21 protein-coding genes are annotated in these 25,962 nt (G+C 36.7%); all 21 read right to left on the reverse strand.

Annotation, left to right across the window (positions count from 1 at the left end):
- Window positions 1–2: 2 nt before the first annotated feature.
- A complete protein-coding gene (locus BMS_RS17160; RefSeq protein WP_014245466.1) occupies window positions 3–848 on the reverse strand; it encodes a flagellar hook assembly protein FlgD in 846 nt (281 codons plus the stop codon).
- Window positions 848–2,254: a hypothetical protein gene (locus tag BMS_RS13940; RefSeq protein ID WP_014245467.1), complete on the reverse strand. Its 1,407-nt coding sequence runs from the start codon at window positions 2,252–2,254 to the stop codon at window positions 848–850. Before BMS_RS13940 ends, BMS_RS17160 begins: the two co-directional genes overlap by 1 nt.
- Window positions 2,255–2,302: 48 nt before the next feature.
- A complete protein-coding gene (locus BMS_RS13945; RefSeq protein WP_014245468.1) occupies window positions 2,303–2,851 on the reverse strand; it encodes a MotE family protein in 549 nt (182 codons plus the stop codon).
- Window positions 2,848–3,300 carry a flagellar export protein FliJ gene (gene fliJ / locus BMS_RS13950; RefSeq protein ID WP_014245469.1) on the reverse strand — a complete coding sequence of 151 codons (453 nt, stop codon included), beginning with the start codon at window positions 3,298–3,300 and terminating at the stop codon, window positions 2,848–2,850. Before fliJ ends, BMS_RS13945 begins: the two co-directional genes overlap by 4 nt.
- Window positions 3,301–3,302: 2 nt before the next feature.
- Window positions 3,303–4,676 (reverse strand): FliI/YscN family ATPase, encoded by a 1,374-nt coding sequence (locus BMS_RS13955; RefSeq protein WP_014245470.1) that lies wholly within the window; start codon window positions 4,674–4,676, stop codon window positions 3,303–3,305.
- Window positions 4,663–5,544: a FliH/SctL family protein gene (locus BMS_RS13960; protein WP_014245471.1), complete on the reverse strand. Its 882-nt coding sequence runs from the start codon at window positions 5,542–5,544 to the stop codon at window positions 4,663–4,665. Before BMS_RS13960 ends, BMS_RS13955 begins: the two co-directional genes overlap by 14 nt.
- 23 nt (window positions 5,545–5,567) lie before the next feature.
- Window positions 5,568–6,599 carry a flagellar motor switch protein FliG gene (gene fliG / locus BMS_RS13965; RefSeq protein ID WP_014245472.1) on the reverse strand — a complete coding sequence of 344 codons (1,032 nt, stop codon included), beginning with the start codon at window positions 6,597–6,599 and terminating at the stop codon, window positions 5,568–5,570.
- Between the two features lie 19 nt (window positions 6,600–6,618).
- On the reverse strand, window positions 6,619–8,283 hold the full coding sequence (gene fliF / locus BMS_RS13970) for a flagellar basal-body MS-ring/collar protein FliF (RefSeq protein ID WP_014245473.1): 1,665 nt from the start codon (window positions 8,281–8,283) through the stop codon (window positions 6,619–6,621).
- 61 nt (window positions 8,284–8,344) lie between these two features.
- Window positions 8,345–8,710: a flagellar hook-basal body complex protein FliE gene (fliE, locus tag BMS_RS13975; RefSeq protein ID WP_014245474.1), complete on the reverse strand. Its 366-nt coding sequence runs from the start codon at window positions 8,708–8,710 to the stop codon at window positions 8,345–8,347.
- A gap of 13 nt (window positions 8,711–8,723) precedes the next feature.
- Window positions 8,724–9,164 (reverse strand): flagellar basal body rod protein FlgC, encoded by a 441-nt coding sequence (gene flgC, locus BMS_RS13980; RefSeq protein ID WP_014245475.1) that lies wholly within the window; start codon window positions 9,162–9,164, stop codon window positions 8,724–8,726.
- 9 nt (window positions 9,165–9,173) lie between these two features.
- Window positions 9,174–9,581, reverse strand: a complete 408-nt coding sequence (gene flgB, locus BMS_RS13985; protein WP_014245476.1) for a flagellar basal body rod protein FlgB — start codon at window positions 9,579–9,581, stop codon at window positions 9,174–9,176.
- Between the two features lie 31 nt (window positions 9,582–9,612).
- Complete coding sequence (locus BMS_RS13990) at window positions 9,613–10,542, reverse strand: sigma-54-dependent transcriptional regulator (RefSeq protein ID WP_044557646.1); 930 nt, start codon at window positions 10,540–10,542, stop codon at window positions 9,613–9,615.
- A 41-nt stretch (window positions 10,543–10,583) separates the two neighbouring features.
- The gene (locus BMS_RS13995) at window positions 10,584–13,232 is read right to left on the reverse strand and encodes a tetratricopeptide repeat protein (RefSeq protein WP_044557647.1); all 2,649 of its coding nucleotides are present in this window, start codon (window positions 13,230–13,232) and stop codon (window positions 10,584–10,586) included.
- Window positions 13,233–13,501: 269 nt separating this feature from the next.
- Window positions 13,502–15,022: a sigma-54-dependent transcriptional regulator gene (locus BMS_RS14000; RefSeq protein ID WP_052590709.1), complete on the reverse strand. Its 1,521-nt coding sequence runs from the start codon at window positions 15,020–15,022 to the stop codon at window positions 13,502–13,504.
- A 153-nt stretch (window positions 15,023–15,175) separates the two neighbouring features.
- Complete coding sequence (locus BMS_RS14005) at window positions 15,176–15,397, reverse strand: hypothetical protein (RefSeq protein ID WP_014245480.1); 222 nt, start codon at window positions 15,395–15,397, stop codon at window positions 15,176–15,178.
- Window positions 15,398–15,470: 73 nt separating this feature from the next.
- Window positions 15,471–16,634 (reverse strand): methionine adenosyltransferase, encoded by a 1,164-nt coding sequence (metK, locus tag BMS_RS14010; RefSeq protein WP_014245481.1) that lies wholly within the window; start codon window positions 16,632–16,634, stop codon window positions 15,471–15,473.
- A gap of 98 nt (window positions 16,635–16,732) precedes the next feature.
- Entirely contained in the window at window positions 16,733–18,436 is a 1,704-nt protein-coding gene (locus BMS_RS14015; protein WP_014245482.1) for a hypothetical protein, read from the reverse strand.
- Entirely contained in the window at window positions 18,429–19,874 is a 1,446-nt protein-coding gene (locus BMS_RS14020) for a UDP-N-acetylmuramate--L-alanine ligase (protein WP_044557648.1), read from the reverse strand. The genes BMS_RS14015 and BMS_RS14020 overlap by 8 nt, the downstream gene beginning before the upstream one ends.
- A 71-nt stretch (window positions 19,875–19,945) precedes the next feature.
- On the reverse strand, window positions 19,946–22,267 hold the full coding sequence (locus tag BMS_RS14025; RefSeq protein ID WP_014245484.1) for a Fic family protein: 2,322 nt from the start codon (window positions 22,265–22,267) through the stop codon (window positions 19,946–19,948).
- 82 nt (window positions 22,268–22,349) lie between these two features.
- The gene (locus BMS_RS14030; RefSeq protein ID WP_014245485.1) at window positions 22,350–23,255 is read right to left on the reverse strand and encodes a serine hydrolase; all 906 of its coding nucleotides are present in this window, start codon (window positions 23,253–23,255) and stop codon (window positions 22,350–22,352) included.
- On the reverse strand, window positions 23,255–25,921 hold the full coding sequence (gene ppdK / locus BMS_RS14035; RefSeq protein WP_075053423.1) for a pyruvate, phosphate dikinase: 2,667 nt from the start codon (window positions 25,919–25,921) through the stop codon (window positions 23,255–23,257). Before ppdK ends, BMS_RS14030 begins: the two co-directional genes overlap by 1 nt.
- Window positions 25,922–25,962 lie beyond the last annotated feature (41 nt).

Below are 25,962 nucleotides of genomic sequence, written 5' to 3' on the forward strand. Positions count from 1 at the left end.
TCTTAGTTTACTTGAGACTCTATATTATTATAGACCTTCGCAGCATTCTTTTTCAAGCTAGGTATATTTTGCATTGCCGCGTTATTTTTTGCCATTGAAAAACTTTCAACATCTCTTAAGAAGACCTTCTTCCCCTTCTCAAGCTCTAATACTGCTTCACCATTTTCAAAGTGAACACCTGTTACTAAACCAGTAGACTTAGTTTCACCTTTAAATTTATTCATTGATTCATCATAGGCCGTAACATCAATTCTATAATCACCTTTTACAGCAGGTGCACCGTCTAATTGTAGACCGTCCCAAGTTACAGATTGACTTCCTTGACCAAGAGATTCTTTTTCGATTTGAGAGATCAATTGATTCTTACTATCGTAAATTCTCACAAGGACATTTGTCGCTGGCTTATTTAAATGAAAAGGAAGTGTTGTACTTCTACTCTGTCCATCGTATTGAACAGAAGTACCTTTTGACATAATTTCCTTACCGATAAAACTTGCTGCCATAAATTTATTTTCAGTTGTATCGTTTTTCTGCATACCATCCATTTTGGTATTCATATTAGTAAGTTGCTCTAATTGAGAGAATTGAGCTAAGTCTGCAGCGAATTGTTTTTGATCCATAGGTTTCATTGGATCTTGGTTTGCCATTTGGTGAGAAAGAAGTTTTAAAAAACCATCTTTACCGAGTTTATTATGCTCTTTTGCATCAACAAACTTTTGATCTGGTCTAATACCAGCAATGTCATTTAGCTTGTCACCAACATTTTCTCTTTTCTTATTATTACTTGTTTTCTTGAGTGCGATTCCATTAAATGGATTTGCAACTTGTGGTCTACCGATCTCGGCCATTATGCCCCTAACCTTTCTCTATACATGTCCCACATCTGCTCTCTTCTGTCTCTTCTATTTTGTTCGTGACCAGAAGAAGCTTGTCCATTATGTCTAGAGTGTTGACTTGAGTGTCCTTGATTAAATTGACTATCCCCTTTATCAGAAGATTGTAAGTTAAAATCTCCACCCATCGAAATCTTAACGTCATTTAATTTTACACCAGAATTCGATAAACTCTTAATCATTTCTACTTCATTTGATTTGAAAAAGTGATGACCTTTATCAGAGTTGGCAACAATATCTAAATTAATTTGATCAGGTAATTGTCCCTTAGTGGCCGTCACTTTAATATGCCCTAAAGAATCATGCTTAACTAATAGCTCAACATGATCTTGATTCTCTAAACGACTTGTCGTTATATAATTAGAAATTTTATCAATTAACTGAGCTGAGTTTGTTGAATTAATATTTGAGAAATCTAAAACTTTAACAGCGTTATTATTTCCAAATAAGTTTTGCCCTTCACTAGATTGACCTTGAGTGTGCGCCATCATAGGAGCAATCACTTCAGCACTCTGATTAGTAGAGAGTATTCCTTCAAGAGAAGCTTCAGAACTTAGCTTTGCCTTACTCGTCGCAACTTCAGTATTTGTTGTAAAAGGATTCTTTCCAGCAAAGACATTATTATTAATTAAATTTTGTTCTTTATTAAAAGCTAATACTTTATTCTTGGAATTTGGAAAGAAAGATTTTCTCTCACCTATTTGTTGAGTTTCACCCTCTTTATTTTCTACAACTTTTGAAGCATCAATAAAGTCCTGTGAAGATTGGAAATTACTTTGAACTGGTTTCTTTGTCGCATGCTCTTTTAAAGAGATTAGCTTTCCATTTGTGATCTTTGGATTAACTACTTCAAGAGTTTCTTCTGAAGTGTTCTGACCAATAACTTTATTCTCTAGACCTGTTACTTCCCCCTCACTTGAAATATTCTTGAGAGTATTATTGATAACAGTCTTATTTACAGGAGTTTTAATTTCTTCATGACCAAGAATTTTTGCAAGTTCAGGACTACTCTTTAGAGTTTCCCCCGTAGGCGCTTTAACAATTTCAGCACTAGAAGTAGAAATTTCTGACTTAACTAAATCAGAGCCTTCAAGAGCATTCATAAAACTCTTTGCGAGTGTCTTCTTCTCTTCTGAAGATAGACCTAGATCTTCTGTTCCTAATGTTTCAATAAATTCTTGTGGTGATACACCTGACTGTGCCATGGCCTTAGTTTCATTTAATAGAGAAAGAAATTCTTTTGAAAACTCAGTAACTCCACCCTCAGTAGATGGAACAAGCATATTAGAACTCTCAGCAGTCTTTGCGACTTCCTGCCCTTGTCCTAAAAATGTTTGTATTAAGTTTGAGTTCGTTAGCATTCTATTTATTCTTCCTTTAAAAAACTGTTGCCACTATGCGCAACATATCTATCTTTTCATAGTTAGGTACTGTTTTTGAAGCCGGGCAGAAACTTCCTTATCCATCAAGTTGAATATTTTCGATACCTTAGCTGCTTCTAACTTTCCTAATATTTGAACTGAGAGATTCGAATCCTGTACTGAAAGTACATCTGCTGCATTTTGAGGCCTCATTCCAGAGACAACTTCCACCATGTGGTCAATTCTCTTAGTCTCTTTTGTATTCACATCATCCAAGCAAGAGATAAATTTCTCCTGCCTTTCATTAAATAATTTAACTCTTTTAACAAAGGACTTTTCATTGATCTGAAGACTTTGGCGCTCTTTTTGAAGTTGTAACTCTCTCTGCTCAAGCTCCTCTTCTTTCTTTAAGAGCTGGTTTGAAAACTCAGTCATCTTAGAGCGACCAATTTTTCTCATTCTCTTTTCCATCTCATCCATGACAGCTTTTCTAAACTCTTCTTTAGTAAAGGTAAGCTTACTCTCTTTAGGCTTTTCTTCCTGTGCACTTACTGTAGTAATGAATAGAAAAAATATTAAACCATAAATAGCTTTCATGATTTAGTCTCCTTAAGTAATCTTCTTATTTGAACAAGTTCATCTACATTTTCTTGAAATTTCTTTTCTACTTTCTTCTTATGTTCAGATGACTTCTTTTCTTTTAAATTTTCTATAACTTTTACTTCTCCTCTAGCGATTCCTAACTCTTTTTGTTTTTCATCAAACTTCTTTTCTAGAGCGTAGAGAAGGTTTTCTTTATTCTTAATATCAGCTTTCTTCGCTTCAATAAAACGGGGAAAAAACTTTACCATATCCCCACTACTTGGATCAGCTAAAAACTTTTCTTGAGATTCATAAGTCTCTTTAATATTATTAGTAAGCCTTGTGATATCATCTTTGGTGTTCTGTATTTGAGTAAGAATCTCACCAAGTTCTATCTTTAATCTCTTTTCTTTGAATTCACGAACCTTTAGTAGACCATCTAGCTTAAATTTGAACTTCTGCATGCCTACTCCTCTTCAGTTGGATTAAGAGAATTTTCAGCTTTTCTAGCAAGTTCAACCATCTGATCATAGAGGGCTTCAATTGTTAAATAGTCACTCATGCCCTGAAATTGCTTTAATAAGGCCATCAGGTCGTCATAAATGACAAGGGCCTTATCTACCTTTGGATTAGACCCTCTCGCATAGGCCCCAACATTTATAAGGTCCTCATTTTCTTTATAAGCTGAGAGTAAGTCTCTTAAGTGAGAGGCTACAATTTTATGCTCGTTTGTTGTCACTTTATTCATAACCCTTGAGAGGGACTGAAGGACATCAATTGCAGGGAATTGGTTTCTTGATGCAAGTTCTCTACTTAAGACAATATGCCCATCGGCAATTGCTCTTACAGCATCTGCGATCGGCTCATCCATATCACCACCCTCTACGAGAACAGTATAGATACCTGTGATCGTACCAGAGTTAGATTTTGTTCCGGCCCTTTCCATCAACTTAGGTAATTGTGCAAATACAGATGGCGTATATCCTTTTTGCCCAGGAGGTTCTCCAGCACTTAAGGAAATCTCTCTATTGGCCATGGCAAAACGTGTAATAGAGTCCATCATCAAAAGAACATCTTTATTATCATCTCTAAAAAACTCTGAGATTGTCGTAGCAACATAGGCAGCTTTCATTCTAATCAGTGGAGAAGTATCTGATGTGGCAACAATAACCACAGATCTTTTAATTCCCTCTGGTCCTAAGTCAGACTCTATAAACTCGAGGACCTCACGTCCCCTCTCTCCGATAAGTGCAATGACATTAACATCAGCACTAGAGTTTTGAGCAATCATCCCAAGAGTCACAGACTTCCCGACACCAGAACCTGCCATGATGGCCATTCTCTGCCCCTTACCTGCCGTCATAAAACAATTAACTGCATGAACTCCCACATCTAATGGTTCTTTAATAGGCGGTCTCTCTAGTGGATTTAACGCCGTCCCATAGATAGATCGAGACTCTTCTATATCTGTTATTGGTCCCTTTCCATCAATTGGATTTCCTTGAAAATCAATAACTCTTCCAAGCATATTCTTTGAAAGTTTAATTGTTGTCGTGAGGTCTTTTAGGTAGACTTTTGTTTCTGAATTTATTCCTGAAATTTCATCATATGGCATGGCCATGCATTTATGACCGTTAATAGCGACGACTTCACCTAGACATCTCTCACCAAATTCAGTCACAAACTCAACATTACTGCCAATCACTGCACGTGAGAGATTTACTTCAAAGAGCATACCTTTATTAGCAAAAACTTTTCCAATTTTTTGATAGGGAGTTGAGTATTCATAAGCTTTATGAATAGCAAGTAAATCAAGTTCTTGATCTTTACTCTGAGTCACTACTTCCCTCATCACTGCTATTGCTCTCATGGACAGTATTCATATCCACTGGAGCTTCTTGATCGAGCCCTACAGACTCAAACAGACGATCTAAACTCTTGAGCTGCTGATTAATTGTTCCGTTTAAGATACCTTTATCACACTCTAAAACTATCCCTGGCCCTTCAATATCGTAATCAATTTCAACTCTAACATTAGAGAGTTGTCCAACCTTCTGCTGAACAATCTCAAGGACCTCAGGCATTTGCTCAAAAGATCTTTCATCTACATGAATGAGAAGGTTACTCTTTGTTTGCATCTCTACGATAAGCTTTTCTAAGAGATTTTCGATATAGGCACCATCGTCCTTAAGCTCACGTAATATAACCCATTTAGTAAGAACACGAACTAAAGAATAGACTTGCTTCTTTTGGTTAATTAAAAGTTCTGGTCTTGTACCTAGAACTTCAATAATCATATTTGTTAAATTCTGTAATTTCTCTTCAGAAGCAGCTCTATTTTGACTAAAGACTTCTTCTCTACCATTCGCAACGCCTTCATTAAAACCGTCGTTATAGGCTTCTTGTCTAATTTCCTGAACTCTTCTTTCAACTTCTTGCTCAATTCTAAGTTCTCTCTCTTTGAGAACCTGTTTCGTAATTCCTCTATGTTCTTTTACGATTGGTGCAATCTTGAAGTCATTCTTTTCAGCATGCTCTCTTTCAATTTTAATAATTTTCTGATGCTCTTGTGTCCTAGATGGGGCTAACTCTGATATTTCTTTAAATTCAAAGTTAGAAACATCTCCATTTGAAAGTGAAGTTGAAGAAAATGATTGAAACTCATAATCTTGTACATCACCAAATAGATTGTTCTTATCATTAGACATTCAAACTCCTAAAAAATTAATTATTAAACGAGAGCATCTCCGTCTCCACCTCTAGAAATAAAGGCCTTACCTTGAGACTCTAGTTCCTTACATTTTTGCACAATTTCAGATTGTGCTTTTTCAACATCAGATAACTTTGTTGGCCCAAGAGCATCTAAATCCTCTTGTAATAGCCCGGCAGCTCTATTAGACATATTCTTAAAGAGCTTTGCTCTAATCTCTTCAGGTGCTGTTTTAAGAGCAATAACGAGCTTCTGCTGATCAACTTCTTTAAGTAGAGACTGAATACCTCTATCATCAACGTAGACAAGGTCTTCAAAAACAAACATGAGTTTTCTAATCTCTTCTGCGAGTTCAGGATCTTTCTCTTCAACTCTACCCATAATGTTCTTCTCAGAGTTCTTATCCATAAGGTTAAGCATATCTGCAATAGGCTCAACTCCACCCAGTTGATTTGTATCAATAGAACCAAGAGTAGAGAGTTCTGTTTTAAGCACATCATCAAGTTGTGCAATAAGCTCAGGAGAAACATAGTCTAAATTAGAAACTCTTAGAACAACTTCGGCCTGTAACCCTTCAGGTAATCTTCTTAAGACATCAACTTTTCTCTCAGCATTTAAGTGAGCAATAATTAATGCGATAGTCTGAGGGTGCTCATTGATAAGGAAGTTTGCTAGAGTTCTTGTATCAACTAGTTCAAGTGACTCAAGAGTATTTGAAGCTCCCACATCAACAATCTGTCCAAGTAACTGCTTCGCTCTATCTTCACCAAGAGCATTGATGATGAAGTCTCTTCCCCTATTCTCAGAGAATAATAAATCATTATCTTCATTTAAGTGTGAGTAGAATTCTTCAAGAACTCTCTTGATCATCCAAATAGGGGCTTTATTAATTGATGACATCGCATTAATCATACGTTTAACATCATTATCTCTCATATATGAGAAGATTAATTGAGTTGTTTGAACACCCAATGAACTCAAAAGGATCGCGGCCTTATCCTGCCCCGATAATAGTGAGTATTCAATATCTGGTTCTAAACCTTGCTCTGCCATCTTTATTCCCTATCCTATCTTATGCTATCTGCTTATCTGACTCTTGAGCATGGATTATTTCATGGATAACTTGTGCTGCCTTGGCAGGGTTTCCTTCAACTAGTGAAATAATCTTCTCTCTCAACATATTCCCTTCGATCTTCTCAGGGTTTAGCTTCTCTTCTATCTGTGGAAGCGCATCTTCAAGCCCTGGTAACTTTTGATTTGCTTGAACTTTCTCAAGCTCTTCAAGAGTTTTAGGTAGGAAGTCTTCAACAGTTTCAACTGTATTATCAGTTACCCACTGAATAAATGGTCTAACAACTAGGAAGAAAAAGAGAGTTATCGCTAAACCTACAGTAAGATACTTAACGATATTCTTGATAAGTTCTCTATTTTCTTTCTCTCTCATCATCGCTTCAATAGATGCCATATCTTCTTGAGCGAACTCCATATTCTTGATAACAATTTGATCGCCTCTTCTAGCATCAATACCTAATGTAGATGAAACAATGGCTGAAAAATTTGCTAAATCTGCTTCTGACCATCTCTCGTATTGAGTAGAAATGGCTCCATCAGCACCCTTAACCTGAACTCTTCTTCCATCAATCATTACAGCGGCACTAATTTTTCTAATACCTGCCGTTGGGTTCTTTGACTTTGTTACCTTTGATGGAACATTGTAATTTCTAGTCGCAAGTGACTTATCTACATTATTTCTAGTCTCTGGGATTCCTGGTTGTGGTTGCTCTCCAGGAAGATTTGATCTCGCTCCAGGAATTCCCTGAGGAGAAGGTCTAGAACCATTTAGCTTCTGAGTATTTGAAACCTCTGAAAGAACGGCCTTATTCTCACCGTCAAACTCTGTTTTAGTAGATACACTCTCTGTAAAATCAAGATTTACTGTAACCTTAGCAATGACTTTTCCGGCCCCTACAACCTTTGAAAGGATATCTTCAATTTGTTTTTCATACTTTCTATTTACTTTTCCCTCAAGTGCCATTCTATTGGCAGTATAAGCGGTCATTGGATCACCAATATTCTCAGAAAGCTTCTTACCCCTATCATCTAAGATAACAACATTTTCATTTCTCATTCCATCGATTGAGCTAGAAACAAGTGAGGCAACACCTTTAATTTCATCAGGAGTTAGTGTTACACCTCTTTCTAAGTCAACAACTACTGAGGCAGATGGAGCTTTCTTTTCCGAAACAAATGGACTTGATTCTGGAATAGAGAGGTGAACTCTTGCTCTTTTAACACCTCTAATATATTTGATGGTTTTAACAAGCTCTCCCTCTAGGGCCCTTTGCTTATTAACTTTTTGAACAAAACTTGTCGTTCCAAATGACTGCTTATCAAAAACTTCGTATCCAACTGTTCCAGAGAAATTTACTCCTAGAGTTGCAATCTCAAGCCTCCACTTATTGATAAGTTCTTCTGGAATACTGATCGTTTTTCCATCATTAGACATTTCATAAGGGATTTTCTTCTCTTCAAGTAAAACAGCGATCTTTTTCGAATCTTCTCTATTTAACTCTGTGTAAAGAACATCCATTCTTGTCTTAGATGCCCAAATGACAATCCCAACAAAGCAGGCAACAATAAATGCCGCAATTGAAACAAGACCAATCTTCTTATTTAGGTCGAGTGAGTTAAAAAATTCTGTGAAATTCCTTATGATCTTTTCTAAAAAATCTTGCAAGGGAATCCTCCTGATAAATTGAGCTAGAACATCCTATTCCAGCTTTAGTTGCCCCCAACTATTATATTTGCATTCTCATTACTTCTTTATAAGCATCAATGACTTTAGTCCTAATTTGGTTCATAGTTCTAAAAGCAATATCAGCTTTTTCTACTGCCATCATTACCTCTGGAAGATTCTTCTTCTCTCCAGAAGCAAGTTTTTGCATGGCCGTATTGGCTTCTTGTTGAAGTCCATTTACTTGTGCAATAGAGCTGGCTAACATTTCACCAAAACTCTGCTTTGCCTGTGTACCTTCAACATCACCTATTGAAAGCTCATTGAAGTTGATGGCCTTTGCCCCATCGAGTTCAGCGCTCTTGGTCCAGTCCTTTGAACTATAATCATTCAAAATACTTTTCATAGATCCTACTGTTTCAATTGGCATAACCTACTCCCTCTTAGTTTCGACCAAGCTCTAGAGCCTTCATGGCCATATTCTTAGTCGTATTCATAGCATTGATATTGGCTTCGTATGCTCTCGAAGCCGATATCATATTTGCCATTTCTTCCATTACATTAATATCTGGATAAGCAACATAACCTTGATCGTTAGCATCAGGGTGATTTGGTTCATACTTTAAGATAGGAGGTCTGTTAGTACTAATCACCTCTGTTGCTTGAACAGTTTGTGCTTTCTCACCAAGTTCGCCTTCAAGAATCTCTGAAAAAGTTTCTCTCGCTGGCTCTGAACCAAAAACAACTTCTTTACGTCTATAAGGGCCACCTTCAGCCGTTCTCGTCGTTTGAGCGTTCGCAATATTCGAAGAAATCGAGGCCATTCGCTTTTTATTAGCGGCTAAACCTGAAGAACTTATTTTTAAAGAGGTTAATAAATCCATCTATTCTCCTTAGTTACTTGAACCAACTGCGTACTTCATGAGTCCAAATTTTTTATTAATTAATTGCACCGTTGCATCGTATAAGATCTTATTCTCTGCCATTCGTGCTAGTTCTGCATCTCTGTCTACTGTATTTCCATCCTCACTTACAATTCCATTAGGATCTTCGTATACCTCTGGTTGTAAATTCCCAAAGCCACCGCTTCCTACATCGAAGTGACGTGAATCTTCAGTATTAAGTTGTTGCTGTCCATCAACGTCCAACGCTCTCGCCAGGGCCTGCTCAAAGTCTACTCTTTTCGCTTTATAACCTGGCGTTTCAGCATTAGCGATATTAGAAGAGATAATCTCCTGTCTCATCTGTCTGAAATTCAGTGATGATGCTAGTGCTTTAAGTGTTTTATCGTTTACATCCATTACAACTTCCTAAGTCTTATTTGATTACAAATTATCTTAAGTTTACAAAGTATGCTGATCCATTATTTCTATATTCATTAATTTTATTTCTAAGAGTTCTAATTGAAACTCCAAGAATCTTTGCTGCTTGAGTTCTATTTTCACTTGTGTGAATTAAAGCCTTCTTAATTAATAGCTTCTCAGCTTCTTTTAAAGACATTAATCTGATTCCATCAGAATCATCATCACTCATCATACTTACAGCTTTCTTCTCACCAATTTCTAAGTCAGCTTCTGTTAAAACACCTGTAGAGTTATTTTCAAGTGCATTCTCAAGAACTGTTCTTAGTTCATTTACATTATGAGTCCAGTAGTGACCAAGAATTTTATCCATTGCTGAGCTATCTACTGATACTGAGTCTTCAGAGAACTCTTGTACAAAGTGTCTTGCGATTTCTTCAAGGTCAGTTACTCTCTCTCTTAATGGAGTTAGTGAAATTGCATTTGAAGAAATAAAAGTATAGAGACCTCTATAAAATCTTCCTGATCCAACTAACTTAGATAAGTTCTTAGTCGTTGTTGCAAGAATTCTTACATCAATATCGTAGTCTTCTAATTCATTTAAAATTTTGTGAAGTCTTTTTTGGAACTCATCTTCTAGACAATCAATATTTGCGAAAACAACTGATCCACCGTTAGCAGCTTCAAGAGCTCCCTTAACGAATCTTCCAGTCTCTTCTTCTCTATGTCCTAGAATTTGATTTTCTACAGTTTGAGCATCTGCTGAACAATCAACACAGATATATGAGCTATTTGCTCTTGTAGAATTTTCGTGGATATAACGACTTAAGGCCCTCTTACCTACTCCCGTTTCACCAACAACTAATACTGGGGCTTTTGTTACAGAAATATTCCTAGCTACCGAAATGGCCTTCGTTACCTTAGGATCTTTACCGAAAAGCTCAACTCTAACTGATTCCATTTGACCTCCTGTCAATGCTGATCCATTCCTTGGATCTAAAATTATAAAGTTCTTTCTTTTATTTTTAACATGCTCAGCTCACTACGAGCTAAATTCTTGATATGCTCATCAATCCCATCTTCAGAGATTAGCTTTTCAAGAATTTCTTTTCCTTCATCATTTTTCTTATTATTTAAAAGTGCTAAACCTAATAAGTAATTTACTCTTCCTAAATAAATAGACTTACTAAATTCCTCTTTAAATCTTTTAATTTTTGACTCCATTAGCATGAAGCTTGCGTCTTTCTCATCTCCAGCTAATAGCTCGATATTTAAGTAAGAAACTTTCTCTCTAACTGAGTCCATGTATTCATTTTTCTTCTTAAGACCTCTAGTATCACTTAAAAGAGCACTAGCAACTTTCTGATACTTCTTCGTATCTCCTAATTCATAAAGACAATCTGTATAGGCCTTAACTAATTCAGCAATTTCTTTCGGGTCAGTAATAGAGCTATCTTTTCCACTTGAAAGAAACTTCTCAAATGAGTCAGCGCCTTTTTTCCAATCTCCAGTATGATAAGAAAGTAGACCTTGGTAGTACTCTAATTTATCAATATTAGCTTTCTCATTTCTCAAAGTATTAAGCTCTTTTCCTACAACACTCCAATTCTTTAATTTAAGATTTCTAATAACTTGAAGTTCAGATAATAGAGTCTTTGTATCAGCGCTATTTTTTCTCTCAACCCAAATTGGAAAAGTTTTTGAGATATCGTATTTAGACTTAGAGAATTTCTCATAAAGCTCGTCAAACCCATCCATTAATCCAAGTCTGATGTAAGCATTAGCTACTAAGAAATTCATCTGTGGATCGTTTGCAACCTTATCAACATATTGATCCTTGTATATATCCCATGCCTTAATAACATTGGCATAAATTCCTTCTTCAAATGACTTCTCGATAACACCGTATACAATCTCAGCTCCATCACTTTCAAAAACTCTTCTATCAGTAGGAATCATCGACTTAAGAGGAAGAGCGTTTAAATAAGCAAGCGCTTCATCATATTTCTTCTCAACAATGAATGTTCTCAAACGAACTTGCCAAAGCAACTTCTTTAGATCACTTTCAATTTTCACATTATCAATACCTGAAGTTAAAAATACTTTAACCTCTCTATCACTATCATCAACCTTCTTCTTTCTTAGATTTCTAAGAGCAACATAACGGATTCTCGCTTCAAATCCTATTTCAGAGTTTTGAGATCTATTAATGGCATTCTTATAAAGCTCAATTGTTTCATCAAAATTCTTTTCTTGAATTTCCCAGCACTGAGCGATTCTGATTCTTGCTTCAGAACTCTTAGAGTGAAATGAGTAATCCTTGATAAAATCATCATATACTTTGGCAGCTTTTGAATAATTTGAATTTCTAAAGTACGCTTCAGCGACATTATAAAGAATAACTGGGTGAACTGGCTTTACTAGAGACTTCTCATTCGCTTCATAGAGTTTAATTACCTTCTCAGACTCTTCTAAACTTAGGTAAGTATACATTTCGTAAGCAAGCATTACTTGCTTAGGTAGAATCTTTTGAATCGTTTTCTCTTTTAAAAGTTCTTGAACCTTATCAATCTGCTTAAGCTTTGCAAGATTATAAAGAATTCCTTCTGCTGCAAAATTTGACTCTTCATAATCATGACTTTCTTTAGAATCAACATAGTACTTCTTAGTTAGTTCCAAGCTTTTAATATGATCGTTTGCTTGAATATAGTAAGGGATTAAATACTTATAGATTCCACTTCTAAGTTCATAATTCTTAGACTTTAAAAGGATGTTTTCAAACATACTGATACTCATTTTAACTGGTTCAGTATTTCCTTTTGAAAAGTTTTCTCTAAGAATTGCATTGGCCTTCATGAATTCATTTGTATCAAACTCAGTCTCTTCACCATACTTCTTATTAAATAGCTTAATAGACTTATACATTAATCCCCATTTCTTTTTTCTAAAGAGATTAATAGTTAATTGCATATGAGCTTGAGCTTCACTCTTAGAAACATCTCTATTTCCAACTTTGTAGAAGTACTCAGGAGTTTTTCTATCTAGATTAATAATTTTCTTAAGAGTTGGTGCTAGAGGTGAATAATCCCAGATAAATGAAGCACCATATCTGAAGTCTCTATAAGGAGAATTCATTTTAGGATTCACTGATTTTTGAACAATAACATTCTTAGCTGGCTTAGCTGCTACGACTTTCTTCTTTGCGGCTTTCTTTACTGGTTTTGCTACAGGCTTAGAAACATTTGCAACTGGAGCTGGCTTGGAATCTTCTTCAGTCCAAAAGTCTACAACTAACTTCTTATCTCTATCTTTATAGAAGCTAAATAGCTCTACACTTTCAGACTTAAGTTTAACTTCAACTTTTGAGCTATTACTCATTTCAGATGGACCAACAGTCTTTATAGAAGTGATGTACTTCCCGTCTGGATCAATCTCTTTAATAGCTTGCTCTAGTTTAATATACAACTCTGTGTTTAATGTTTTGAATTGAACTGTGTCTTTATTCTTATGTATTTGAACTAAATCTTTTGGTGCGAAAATATTCCACCTAAGATGTGTTGAACCTTTTTCTTGTACAATAATTCCTGCCTTAACATTTAAGATTGTTAAGAAAGCGATTAGTGTCAAAGTTTTGAGCTTGATAGGCTGCATAGTAATAGAAACTTCCTGTTTCAAGTTAATGCTACCGCGACTGGTTAAATTCAATGTTCATCCTAAACATCGTTTTCCATCGCACAAACCTATTCTACCTTTTTTTGAAAAATTTTAAAGGAAAATTTTTCCAATAGGACGATTTTTCCCCACAGAAAAATGACATGGGAAAAATCTATCGCATATATACATACTTAGGTGGAAATAGGGCCAAAATGCCCTAGCTAAAAACTACACTACTCCCGCACTGAATGTGCGGGAGACAAGTGTTATTGTTGGAATTCAATTTGCTTTTTTTTCATTTTTTCAATGAGTGTTGTTCTATTCATTGAAAGAAGTTTTGATGCTTGGTTCTTATTCCCAGCAGTCTTTGAAAGAGCTTGAAGAATTAGAGAGTCTTCAATATTTGATAGGGCCATCTTAAGATCTATCCCTGCTTCAGGAAGAGAGATTAAACTATCATATGAATTTAAATGCATTGGAGCTCTCTCTAAAAATTTAACAGGTAGATCACTTGGGCGAATTACACTTCCACCTCTTAAGATAACTAATCTCTCCATTAAATTTTCTAACTCTCTCACATTTCCTGGCCAATCATAAGCAAGTAATAGCTCAAGAGATTCATCATCAAACTCAATACTATTTCGTCCGTCTGCACTTACAAATCTTGAAAGAAAGTACGATATTAATAATGGAATATCTTCTCTTCTTTCACAGAGTGCCGGAACCTTAATTGGAATTACGTTAAGTCTATAATATAAATCTTCTCTGAAGTTACCATCCTCAACATGTTTCTCTAGGTCCCTGTGCGTGGCCGTAATGATTCTCACATCTACAGGTGTTGTCGTAGTACTTCCCACTCTTTCGATAACTCTTCCCTGAAGAACTCTTAAGAGTTTTACTTGAAGTAGTAGTGGCATATCACCAATTTCATCGAGGAAGATAGAACCCTTATTCGCTAGTTCAAACCTACCCTTTCGACTTGAGATGGCTCCAGTAAAGGCACCCTTCTCATGACCAAAGAGCTCACTCTCTAGGAGTTCACCTGGTATCGCTCCACAATTTACAGAAACCATTGGGTTATCCACTCTCTGAGAAAGTGAGTGAATGGCAGAGGCAATTAATTCTTTACCTGTTCCCGAAGGACCGTTGATGAATACTGTTGAACCAGAAGAGGCTACTTTTTCAATCCTCTCAAAGACTTGTTTCATCTTTGCTGAGCGACCAATCATTCCACAGAAGATATCTTCTTCATTAGGAGCTTCAATCTTAAAAGATCTCTCAATTCCTGTACTCTTCTTCGGGATAGTGACTTTAGGTGTTTCAACTTTAAAATCTTTTTCTGTGTATCCAAGCTTAGAAATTGCGGCCTTCATTATTAGGTCCGTAAGAACATCAAGCTCAAATGGTTTTGTAAGATAGTGAAAAACTCCCTTCTTAGTTGCTGCAATTGCAGTTTCAATAGAAGCAAAGCCAGTCATTACAATAGGAATAAACTTGTGACCCTTTTCTTTAAGAAGGTCAATCAGAAGTAGGCCATCGGCCCCTCCGTCATCAAAGCTTATATCTGTGATTAAGATAAATTGCTCACTAGAAGATCTTTCATTGATCTGGGCAATTGCAGCACCTGGATCAGAGTGATAACTAACTTCAAGGCCCAATTTCTTTTGAATAAATTTCTTAAGTGTTTTTCCAAAGATTAAATCGTCTTCAACCAGAAAAACTTCAGGTAGGCTGGGTTTATCTTCACTGCTTTCATAAGAATTGTGAAGAAATTCAAATTCGTTCAAATGACTCTCCTTAGTGACCAAAACAACTTCTTAAAAGAAGTTTTGATAGAAAAATCGTAGCTAAGAAGATCTTCAGTGTCAATTTTTCAACACCCTGGAAATACTTTCCAGTCCTAACGAAATCTTACATTTGAGGGTGTGAGTGCTGAAATTTTACTGTTGGAATTGTAAAATTTGCTGCACAGAGGCATCAGGACCTCCTGCAAATATCCAGTAGGCCAAAAAAGATAAGGATATGAAAGCAATTAGTCCAAAGCCTAGAGAGATAACTCTAATATCTTTTATCCAATAAATATAACTAAAGTACATAGCGATTAAGAGAACCGGCAAAGACCAAAAAGGAGTGTATCTAATGAGAAAGAAAATTAAATCCATTACTAAATACTAATCTCTAAGCAAAAAAAAAGCCAGTCCGCAGACTGGCCTTATATTTATTATTTTCTTCTTATTAGAACATTGCCTTGAGCTGATCTAAGTAAGTAAGCTTCTCCCATGGGAATGAAGTATTACTCTCTCTACCGAAGTGACCATAAGCAGCCGTTTCAGAATAGATTGGTCTTAGAAGATCAAGTCTTTCGATAATTGACTTTGGCTTCATATCAAAGATTTCATTAACAGCTTTATTGATTGCTGCAATATCAACTTTCTCTGTTCCGTAGCAATCAACTAGTAGAGACATTGGCTCTGCAACACCAATTGCATAAGCAACTTGAACAAGAGCTCTATCAGCTAAACCAGCCGCAACAACGTGCTTTGCAATTTGTCTTGTAGCATACGCTGCTGATCTATCAACCTTAGATGGGTCTTTACCAGAGAAAGCACCACCACCGTGAGCACCGTGACCACCATAAGTATCAACGATAATTTTTCTACCAGTTAAACCACAGTCTCCCATTGGTCCACCGATAACGAACTTACCAGTTGGATTGATGAAGTACTTAGTTTCATTATCAACTAAGTGAGAAGGGATAACTTTATTGATAACTTCTTCTCTTACTGCTTCTTGAACTTGCTTTAAAGTCATGTTTTCTGCATGTTGAGTTGAAAGAACAATTGTATCGATTCTAGATACTTTTCCATCAATATATTGAGCAGAAACCTGTGTCTTACCATCAGCTCTTAAGTCGCCAATTGTTCCATTCTTTCTAACTTCAGAAAGTCTCATTGCAAGCTTATGAGAAAGATCAATCGTTAGCGGCATGAAATTATCTGTTTCATTGATTGCATAACCAAACATAAGACCTTGGTCACCGGCACCCATTTCTGTATAAGTTCCTTCACCAACATTTACACCTTGTGCGATATCTGGAGATTGCTTATCAAGCGCAACCATTACTGAACAAGTGTTACAGTCAAATCCCTTATCTGAGTGATCGTATCCAATCTCTCTAATTTTATTTCTAACAACTTCTTGAAAATCAATATTTGCTTTAGAAGTAATTTCACCTGCAAGAACAACCATTCCTGTTGAAATCATAGTTTCACAAGCGATTCTAGATTCAGGATCTTGAGCAAACATTGCATCTACGACAGCATCAGAGATTTGATCTGCCATTTTATCAGGGTGTCCTTCAGTTACAGACTCTGATGTAAATACATAATCTTTTAACATATATACTCCATTAAATAGATTTTATTAAACAAATAATACACTAGTAACTGAAAGACTATACTCCCTTAAGTGTGTATTAACAATGAAATTATTCAGAATTAGAGGGGGTGTTCGAAATATCTAAAGTAATGTCTGTTTCTATACTTATAGAAGTGCTCACCTTGTTTATCTGTTACGTAGATATTCTTTTTAAACTTAAGAACTTGGAATAGGTTCCCCTGTGCGTCTGTGAAGTCATAGAGGAAAGTATACTTACCTTTCTTGTACAGACCTTTGATGTAATGGCTTCTCTTAACTTTTAGCCCTGGCCTCTCTGAGACAGGTGTGAAGTTCGACCAAATCTTGGCCATATTTACTCTTCCAAGCATAGATGCACGCGAAAAGTAGCGCAAGGCCCTAAAGTCTACATTTGGCTTTTGCAAGAGAGAGAGAGCTATCGAGACGTTTTCTCTTCTAAGAAACTTCCCCGTTCTCGTCATATCAGGACAATAGATTCGTAAGTTTCCAGGAATAAAAAAATAAGTGAAAGAGAATTCCCCCTCTTTAAACATAACATTGAGCCATGGGTTTTTAGCAATTTCTTTCTCACTTAACTTTAGATAATCAAAGATCGACTCATCGGGGTCAATTGAATTGTATTCCGGGTCCGTTAGACGATTAATTACCACTTGAGTAACATCTCTTCTTTCGAGCGCATCTCTTCCATCAAGACCTCCGACCTCATTAAAGAGAATCGTATCAATTACATAAATGGCCTGCATAAGAGTAGATTGATTCATCCAAAATTTATAAGAATCTGCTTCCTTCGATAAGACATAGTCTTTGAGAATATATCTTCCCTTTGCTCTATTTTGTAAAAGATTGTCTGTTGAAAAGGAGTGCCCTTCCTCTTCAACCTTTCCATCGCGAAGCATTTTATAAAATGTTATGGCCCTATCAACTCTCTCGCTCCACTCGCCCAATCTAATAAATTGTTTCTTAGGCTTTCCCTTTAAGTGCCATTTTATAGCATCGAGAGCGGCCTTTAGATCAAATCTAAAATCCTCACTAATAAAGTCAGTATTCTCATTGAGCCCCAAATAGATAGAGTCAATAGTCGCCCTTAGAAAGCGATCACTTCTTTTATGGTTTAAATCTTGAGCGCCATCTTGAACAATTTTTCGAAAGAAATACACTTCATTAGATTTTCTCTTCCCTACCACATCTTCAGAAGACTTGTATTTGTCATAACTCACTCTAAGATCAAAATGATCAACAGGAAATTTATAGGACTGTAGAAATGATAGTGACTCTAAGTATTTTTTTAGATCGTTTCTAAAAGCGATCAATTTATACTTTGATTTATTGCGAATCAAACTCCTCTCTTCCGGCTTAGAGCTCGTAAAGTACTCTTTCTTAAATAGGAGAAGAGAATGAAATTCTTTTTGTAGTTCTAAAAGCTTTTTATATTCGCTCTTGAAGTTCTTTCTTTTTTTGACAATCTCTCTTTGGGAGTCAATCCACTTCTTCTTTTGTTCAAGTTCAGGGATGAAACGATTCACTGTACTCTTATCTAGCTTTCCATCAGGTAGAAGAGGAATAAAGTTTCCATTGCCTCGAAAGTTTTTATACTTTTTCCAAAACTCCTCTTCAACTCCACCCTTACAATAGGTTTTAGAAAAGGTGTTCAGCTTGTTTAAATAGAGGTTCATTACCTTCTTTTCAGAAAGCTCAATCGACATGACTTGCGATGAGATTTTCTCAGTACTTCCAAAGCTTTGGACCGAAGTCATCAATGTGAGTAATAATAAACTTTTAAACATTAATTAATTTTTCAACAAAGTCAGATTGCCAAAGACCTAGGCAAGTTCCATTACTAAGTACTAATAGAACAGTGTCTTTATCCGCAATTTTATTAATTTCTTTTACCAAGTCTTCAAGGTTTGTCTGTATTGTTCCCTTTACGCCTATTTTCTCGAGTTCAGAGAGAATTTTGTGACCGTCTAAGTCCTTGGCACCTTTTACACTTGTATGTCTCTGTGGCTTAGCGAAGACAACATAATCAGCACACTTTAGGGCCGTTGCAAATTCACTTTGAAATATATCACTTCTAGCTGTCGCTGAATTTGGCTCAATTACAACTTTGACTTTCTTTTCAGGATATAGATTTTTAATTCCTTCAGTTGTTAACTCTACCGCACGAGGATGGTGAGCAAAATCGTCAATAACAATTGCCTCTTGATACTTTCCTCTCACTTCTTGTCTTCTGCGCACAAGCTTTAGATTTGTAATTGAACTTTTAATATTCTCATACTCAATGCCCTCACCTAAAGCAAAGAGTATCACTGAAGAGAGGTTTAAAATATTATGTTTTCCTACGAGATTGGTCTTGAAGTCTAGTTCCCCACCTTTCCAGATTAAAGAAAAAGAGGTTCCATCCTTAGCAACACTTTTAATTTTTGGATTCTCTTCTCCGTAAGCAATCAGGAAGTTTTCTTTAAAATCTTTTCCATACTCTGAAACCAATTCATTAGTGGCCTTGTAGCTATTATCGTAAATAAGTTTTCCCTTAAAGCTATCTAACATGGCCCTAAACTCATTTTTAATATCTTCTATATCGTTAAAGATGTCAGCGTGGTCAAATTCAAGAGAAGTAAGAATTAAATGATCTATTGAATAAGATCTAAATTTTGAGATTTTCTCAAAGTAAGCGCTATCGTACTCGTCGGACTCGATGAAAAAGTACTTACCATCACCAAGAGTTGATGACTTTCTTCCATCTACAACTCCGCCAATAAAGTATCCAGGATTGTGTCCAAGCTTCTCAAATACCTGAGTCATTAAGTATGTTGTCGTTGTCTTTCCATGTGTTCCTGCAATCCCTACAACATTCACATCATCTAGGACAAGGGCTCCGAGAGCAGAGGGAAAGCTTGTAAAGGCAACTCCAAGCTCTTCGACTCTTCTAGCATCCTCACTCATTCTAGGTACGACGTTGCCAACAACGATCAAATCAAAACCTCTTAAGTAGTCCATATCCAGCTCATCCAATTGATGGAGTGCTATTCCAGTACTCTCTAGATAAGTACTCATAGGTGGATAGAATGTCGTATCTGCTCCCTCTACGACATAACCTTTCTCTTGTAGAAGACCTGCACAGGCACCCATACCTGTTCCACAGACTCGAAACATAAATATTTTCTTTATCTCATTCTTTTTAAGCTTTAATTCGTCGTGAGAAATTTTATTTACTAAATTCATAATTATCCTAATAAAAAAGGGAGCAATAGCTCCCTTCATTATACACAAGAATATACTTTTGTAGAACTTAGTTACTCGATGTTTATCCTTCTTGTAATCATCTCTTCAGTGACCTCTTCAAACTCGGACACCTTTGGATCTTTAACTACAAGTAGCTCGCTTGGATTCTTTGGATTTCTAAAATAAGAAACAGCAATATCTCCATCGTCTTTCAAAATTTGTACTACCATTACAGAGTCAGGGTCGGCCGCACCAATTCCCATAACCTCTTGTTGACGACCATACTTATAAGAGAACTCTGGTCTTACTTGTTTTAATCTTCCAAGATCAACATCTTTATTCGCTCTTCTCACACCAATTAAAACTCTTCCCTTTAATTGATCTTTTAATTTCTCAATAACATCTGGATCATTTTGCATACCGTATGTCACTTGAACTCTCTTACCGGCATCATCAGTAATTTGGAACTGCATTGCCCCCATAGCAAAGGCCTTACCAACCTTTCTATCTTTTGATGTTGAGTATCCATAACTCGTTCCATACTGAGGACCGGTCTCAGAGTGATCCTTTGCCATCTGTACAAGTCCGCCATGATAGAGATCATCGTTGTAGCGATCAAAGTCCGCTAGAACAATCTCTTTCATTTGCTTTTGAGACATATTACCTCTGATCTTTTTAGCAACATCATTGGAAGTCATTTGCGGATGAATTTCTCTAAATATTTTTAAAATCTCACTCTCTTCAACATCTCTTCTATAAGCAAGACCTCTCCATACAACACTGTCTTGATACCAAAGAGCCATTTTAGCATCCCAGTCCTGAGAGTTTCTAAATGCACCCTCTCCAAATGTTGCTTTGAAGTCTCTATCAACGAAAGCTAGATTAACTTCTTGGAGTCCTTCTTTCTTATGAGTAAAGTCCACCTTTACAGTTTTTAGAAAGCTTTCATACTTCTTATTAATACCTAGTAAAGTCTCATGGGGACTTTTCTCAATCTTAGCAATTAAGCTCGGATCTTCATCAACCATATAAGAGACGAACTCCATATATTGTCTAGGATCAACATCTGCAACTCGAGCATCCTCTTTCACCGCTTTAGAGCTATACTTTTTAGCATCTATACTTGCACTTCTTATTGTATAAGGAGAGAAAAGCTCAGGTGAATTTTCAACAGGTAAATTTAACTCTAGTCTATTTGTTATATCTTCATAGAGACTATTTGTTGATTCCATACCTTTAACAACTTGCTCTCTCCAAACTTCAATTGGTGAGTATAGATCCATATTTGGATCAGCAATACGTGACGGCGGAAGCCCCTCTTTTATTAGAGCGTAGTTTAAAATAAATTCCCTTGTGGTTCTTCCATTTCCATTTCTAAATGGATGAATAGAGACCATATCTCTTTGGAAATTTACAACCATCTCTATGTAGTCATTAATTTTCTCTTCAGTATCTAGGCTTCCAAGCGCTCTTCTTGTTTCATTAAACCAAGAGAACCTTTCCTCTGTCAGCGCTTCAACTAAAGTAGTCATTAAATCATTCTCAGAGATAGATCTATCTCCCTCTTTAAATGCTGTTATTTTTTCAAATGTTTCTGGATGAGTCGTTTCAATTCTAGCGAGCGCCTCATCTTTAATATTTGATGGAGTTGGATAGAGGATGGCTCCTTTAGATCTTCTAACCTCACCTTCAGTTGTCACACTCGTAACCTGAAATCCAAGGTAAGGATTACTATTAATATTCTCTAGGGCCTCATCTGTTACTCCGCGCCCTCTCTCATTACCAATTAATGCAACTTTTCTAATTGCTCCTAATTCACTATCTTTAATTTCTTCCACACCATTTTTCATCATCATAGTGTGAACTTCTTTAAAAGTTTCTAAAGAGTAGTCTGGTCTATTTGCAATAAGATACTTTCTAGCATCAACAAAGTTTTCAAAAGCAGCTTCATCCCACTGAGGAGTGGCAACGGCACCTCTCCCTCTAAGGAAGTTTCCAACTCTACCAAGAACTTCTCTTGCTTCTCTACGACCTTTATTAAAGGCATAAGGATATTCAACCTTAGAAAGTTCTTTATGCCCCTTGAAGACCTGATCAAGTTCTTTAACGGTATAGTTATAATCAATGAAGTGAATACTCTCTATTGCGTTGGTGATACCAATTCTTTCAGTCTCATCAAAGTTAGAGATATTTGTCATCAATCTCTCTCTTCGATCGCTGAAGCTTGATTTAAAGAATTGCTCAACTACAGTTTTACAAGACTCTGATGCAGCCGCTGGATATCTTAAAACATAGTTCTTTGGCTTACTCTTAACTGAATAAAATGTACTATTATGAGTACAACCAAAAGCAGTTAGCGCAACTAACAAGGTAAAAATTAAATTTCTATGCATTAGATAATCCTCCGTCTTGGAGTCTTATCGGGTAGTTGATGAATTTTCTTTAAGGGAAGAGGAACAAGCTAAGAGTCTGAAATTACTTAGACCAAATAGTGGTCCCTAATTCCTTTCTAAGCTCCGTGAGGCCTTTTCTGTCGTACCAATAGTTTTGAGTGGCATTGGTTAAAATCACACTGCCCCTACTCTTTTGCGTATCTATCCAAATTGATGTTCCGGTAAAACCTAAGTGACCAAAAGTCGAAGACGAACATCCTCTGCCCGCCAATGAATTTTGAGGATCAGAAACAGTATCCCAACCATAGAGAAAGCGATCAAAAGATGTATTTTTAAAAGCTCCATCCATAAAGTCTAGAAGAGAGTATTTAGAGTCTAAATTCAAGAGACTCTTACAAAGTCCATCGATGGAAGCAAAGAGACCAGCATGAGAGACTTTCTCCTTTAAATAAAAGGCATTGTCATCATGTACTTCCCCTTGAATTTTCTTTCCATGTCTAAATCCAGTTACAGGAGACCTGAGAGGATCTTCAAGCTCAGTCCAATGAAACATTTCTTCGTCAAAATAGTCAGAGCATATTTCATAGAGTTCTCTTTTAAAAGTGTCTTCTATTTCTAACATTGCCCTTAGTGCAGAATAGTCGGAGTAAAGTGTCGGCGCCTCTTTTACTTGAAAACTCTTTATATAAGAGCGCCACTGACTGGGAGATATTCTTCCTCCAGAGGTCAATGAACCGCGATGATTTAATAGAAGTAACATTTCATTGTTAAACTTCTTTGGAGAGGTAAGGTAAGTACTCGCTAAAGTTAGAGGCTTAGTAAGAGAGGCCAAATCAAAGAAATACTTTCCAGACTTATTTACAAACTCTCCACCATGCCACTCGAGAGATTCGTAATTCTTAGCTTTAAAATCAATCACTCCGACCGCTACGCAGTCGAAGTGTTGTTTAGGCATTAAATTCTCAATTATCTTTTGAATATCTTGCATTAATCCCTAAGGGCAGCTTGAGCTGCGGCCAATCTAGCAATTGGAACCCTGTACGGAGAACAAGAAACGTAGTCTAGTCCAATATCATGACAGAATTGAATAGATCTCGGCTCCCCTCCGTGTTCACCACAGATACCCATATGAATTTTTGGATTTGATTTTCTCCCTTCAACACAGGCGTGATTTACTAAGAAACCAACTCCTTCTTGATCGAGAGAAACAAATGGATCAACTGGAACTAATCCTCCATTTATATACTCTGGAAGAAACTTACCTGAATCATCTCTTGAAAGGCCAAAAGTTGTCTGTGTTAAATCATTTGTACCAAATGAGAAGAAGTCTGCCTCAGGTGCAATTGAGCCGGCCGTAATTGCGGCCCTTGGAAGCTCAATCATTGTTCCCAATTTATATTTTACTTCTTCACCAGTTTCTTTAAAGATCGTTTCAATTTCTTTAATACACTCTTCTTTAAGTAGAACAAGTTCTCCCTTTAATGAAATAAGTGGAATCATAATTTCAGGAAGTACTTCTACTCCCTTCTTCTTACACTCTAGAGCAGCTTCAATAATTGCTCTTGTTTGCATTTTATAGATCTCTGGGAAAGTTACTCCTAAACGACAACCTCTATGCCCTAGCATAGGATTAAATTCATGTAGCTGCTCACATCTCTCATCTATAAGTTGTACTTCAATTTCAAGATACTCCGCTAAGGCCTCTCTATCTTCTTTAGTGTGAGGGAGAAACTCATGTAGAGGTGGATCCAGAAGTCTGATATTAACAGGCTTTCCATCCATAGCAGTGAAGATACCGATAAAGTCTTCTCGCTGAAATGGTAGTAACTTAGCAAGGGCCTTCTCTCTTTCTTTAAGCTCTTTAGCGTAGATCATCTCTCTTACAGCTAAAATTCTCTCCGCTTCAAAGAACATATGTTCAGTTCTACAGAGCCCGATTCCTTGAGCTCCAAAGTTTCTAGCAGTCTCGCTATCCTCTGGGTTATCAGCGTTTGTTCTAATTTCTAATTTTCTGAACTCATCGGCCCAGCTCATAAAGTTTGCAAAGTCCTCAGAAATCTCCGCCGCAATTGTTGGAACCTTTCCTTCGATAACTTCTCCAGTAGCTCCATCAATCGTTAAGTGATCACCTTCTTTAAACTCTCTTCCATTAACTTTTAACGTAAGAGTTGCATAATTAATTTGAATCTCAGAACACCCAGCAACACAAGGTTTCCCCATCCCTCTGGCCACAACAGCAGCATGAGAAGTCATTCCCCCTCTCGCTGTTAAGATCCCCTCAGATGCAACCATTCCAGCAATATCTTCAGGACTAGTCTCTTGCCTTACAAGTAGAACTTTCACTCCACTCTCATTAAGGGCGGTTGCTTTTTCAGATGTAAATGTAATCACACCACTTCCAGCACCAGGAGATGCCGGCAGTCCTTGAGCAAGAACATTCTTAGTCGCACTTGGATCAAGCCTTGGGTGGAGAAGTTGATTGATATCTTCTGGGTTGATTTTCAAAATCGCTTCTTCTTTTGAAAGGATCTTTTCATTTACTAAATCCACAGCAATTTTCACAGCTGCCGCAGCCGTTCTCTTTCCATTTCTTGTTTGAAGAATAAAGAGCTTATCATTTTCGATAGTGAACTCAATATCTTGCATATCTTTATAGTGTTTTTCAAGACGAGTGTAGACCTCTACTAACTCATCATAAACTTTTGGCATGGCCTCTTGTAAAGTTTGAAGACCTTTATTGGACTCATTCTTAGATAAGTCATTTATTGGTTGTGGAGTTCTAATCCCAGCAACAACATCTTCACCTTGAGCATTGATTAGAAATTCACCAAAGAATTTCTTCTCTCCAGTACTTGGATCTCTAGTAAAGCAAACACCTGTAGCGCAATCATCACCCATATTTCCAAAAACCATAGATTGAACATTTACAGCTGTCCCCCAGCTATGGTCTATATCATTTATCTCTCTATACTTAATGGCCCTAGGATTATTCCAAGAACTAAAGACTGCCGAGATGGCCCTCCATAGCTGCTCCATCGGATCAGTAGGAAATGAAACCCCTGTCTCTTCAAATATAATCCTCTTATAAACTTCGACCAACTCCTGTAGGTCATCAGCTGTAAGCTGTGTATCGAGTTCAACTTCTCTGGCTTCCTTTAGATCTTCTAGTGTTGACTCTAGGATCGCAACATTGAATCCCATAACCACGTTGGCATACATTTGAATAAATCTTCTATAAGAGTCCCATGCAAACCTAGGGTTCTTTGTGAGTTCAGCTAGACCTATAACAGAATCATCATTTAAACCTAAGTTTAAAACTGTATCCATCATCCCAGGCATTGATACTCTTGCTCCCGACCTAACAGAGAAGAGCAGAGGGTTCTTAATATCACCAAACTTCTTACCAGAGTTCTTCTCCACTTCCTGTAAAGCGAGTAGTACTTCATCTTTAATTTGCTGATTAATCGTATTTGAGTTTTCCACGAAATCTAGGCATGCAGCTGTTGTTACAGTGAAACCAGGTGGAACAGATAGTCCAATCGAAGACATCTCTGCAAGGTTAGCCCCCTTGCCTCCGAGTAAGCCTTTCATTGTTTTATTACCTTCAGTCTTTTCAGAACTAAAGCCATAGACCCATTTATTTTTAGTTGCCACAAAACCCTCCCTGGGTGGTTGAAACTAATAAAAAATAAAAG

This window comes from Halobacteriovorax marinus SJ, assembly GCF_000210915.2.
GTDB lineage: Bacteria > Bdellovibrionota > Bacteriovoracia > Bacteriovoracales > Bacteriovoracaceae > Halobacteriovorax > Halobacteriovorax marinus.

Excerpts from the sequence above, each read along its gene's own strand:
- BMS_RS13995 (WP_044557647.1), bottom strand. The coding sequence starts at position 13,232 with ATGCAGCCTATCAAGCTCAAAACTTTGACACTAATCGCTTTCTTAACA.
- flgB (WP_014245476.1), bottom strand. The coding sequence starts at position 9,581 with ATGGATGTAAACGATAAAACACTTAAAGCACTAGCATCATCACTGAAT.
- BMS_RS14030 (WP_014245485.1), bottom strand. The coding sequence starts at position 23,255 with ATGCAAGATATTCAAAAGATAATTGAGAATTTAATGCCTAAACAACAC.
- BMS_RS14020 (WP_044557648.1), bottom strand. The coding sequence starts at position 19,874 with ATGAATTTAGTAAATAAAATTTCTCACGACGAATTAAAGCTTAAAAAG.
- fliJ (WP_014245469.1), bottom strand. The coding sequence starts at position 3,300 with ATGCAGAAGTTCAAATTTAAGCTAGATGGTCTACTAAAGGTTCGTGAA.
- BMS_RS13940 (WP_014245467.1), bottom strand. The coding sequence starts at position 2,254 with ATGCTAACGAACTCAAACTTAATACAAACATTTTTAGGACAAGGGCAG.
- fliG (WP_014245472.1), bottom strand. The coding sequence starts at position 6,599 with ATGGCAGAGCAAGGTTTAGAACCAGATATTGAATACTCACTATTATCG.
- BMS_RS13960 (WP_014245471.1), bottom strand. The coding sequence starts at position 5,544 with ATGTCTAATGATAAGAACAATCTATTTGGTGATGTACAAGATTATGAG.
- BMS_RS14015 (WP_014245482.1), bottom strand. The coding sequence starts at position 18,436 with ATGTTTAAAAGTTTATTATTACTCACATTGATGACTTCGGTCCAAAGC.
- BMS_RS14025 (WP_014245484.1), bottom strand. The coding sequence starts at position 22,267 with ATGCATAGAAATTTAATTTTTACCTTGTTAGTTGCGCTAACTGCTTTT.
- flgC (WP_014245475.1), bottom strand. The coding sequence starts at position 9,164 with ATGGATTTATTAACCTCTTTAAAAATAAGTTCTTCAGGTTTAGCCGCT.
- fliE (WP_014245474.1), bottom strand. The coding sequence starts at position 8,710 with ATGCCAATTGAAACAGTAGGATCTATGAAAAGTATTTTGAATGATTAT.
- BMS_RS13990 (WP_044557646.1), bottom strand. The coding sequence starts at position 10,542 with ATGGAATCAGTTAGAGTTGAGCTTTTCGGTAAAGATCCTAAGGTAACG.
- metK (WP_014245481.1), bottom strand. The coding sequence starts at position 16,634 with ATGTTAAAAGATTATGTATTTACATCAGAGTCTGTAACTGAAGGACAC.
- BMS_RS13945 (WP_014245468.1), bottom strand. The coding sequence starts at position 2,851 with ATGAAAGCTATTTATGGTTTAATATTTTTTCTATTCATTACTACAGTA.
- BMS_RS14005 (WP_014245480.1), bottom strand. The coding sequence starts at position 15,397 with ATGGATTTAATTTTCTTTCTCATTAGATACACTCCTTTTTGGTCTTTG.
- BMS_RS17160 (WP_014245466.1), bottom strand. The coding sequence starts at position 848 with ATGGCCGAGATCGGTAGACCACAAGTTGCAAATCCATTTAATGGAATC.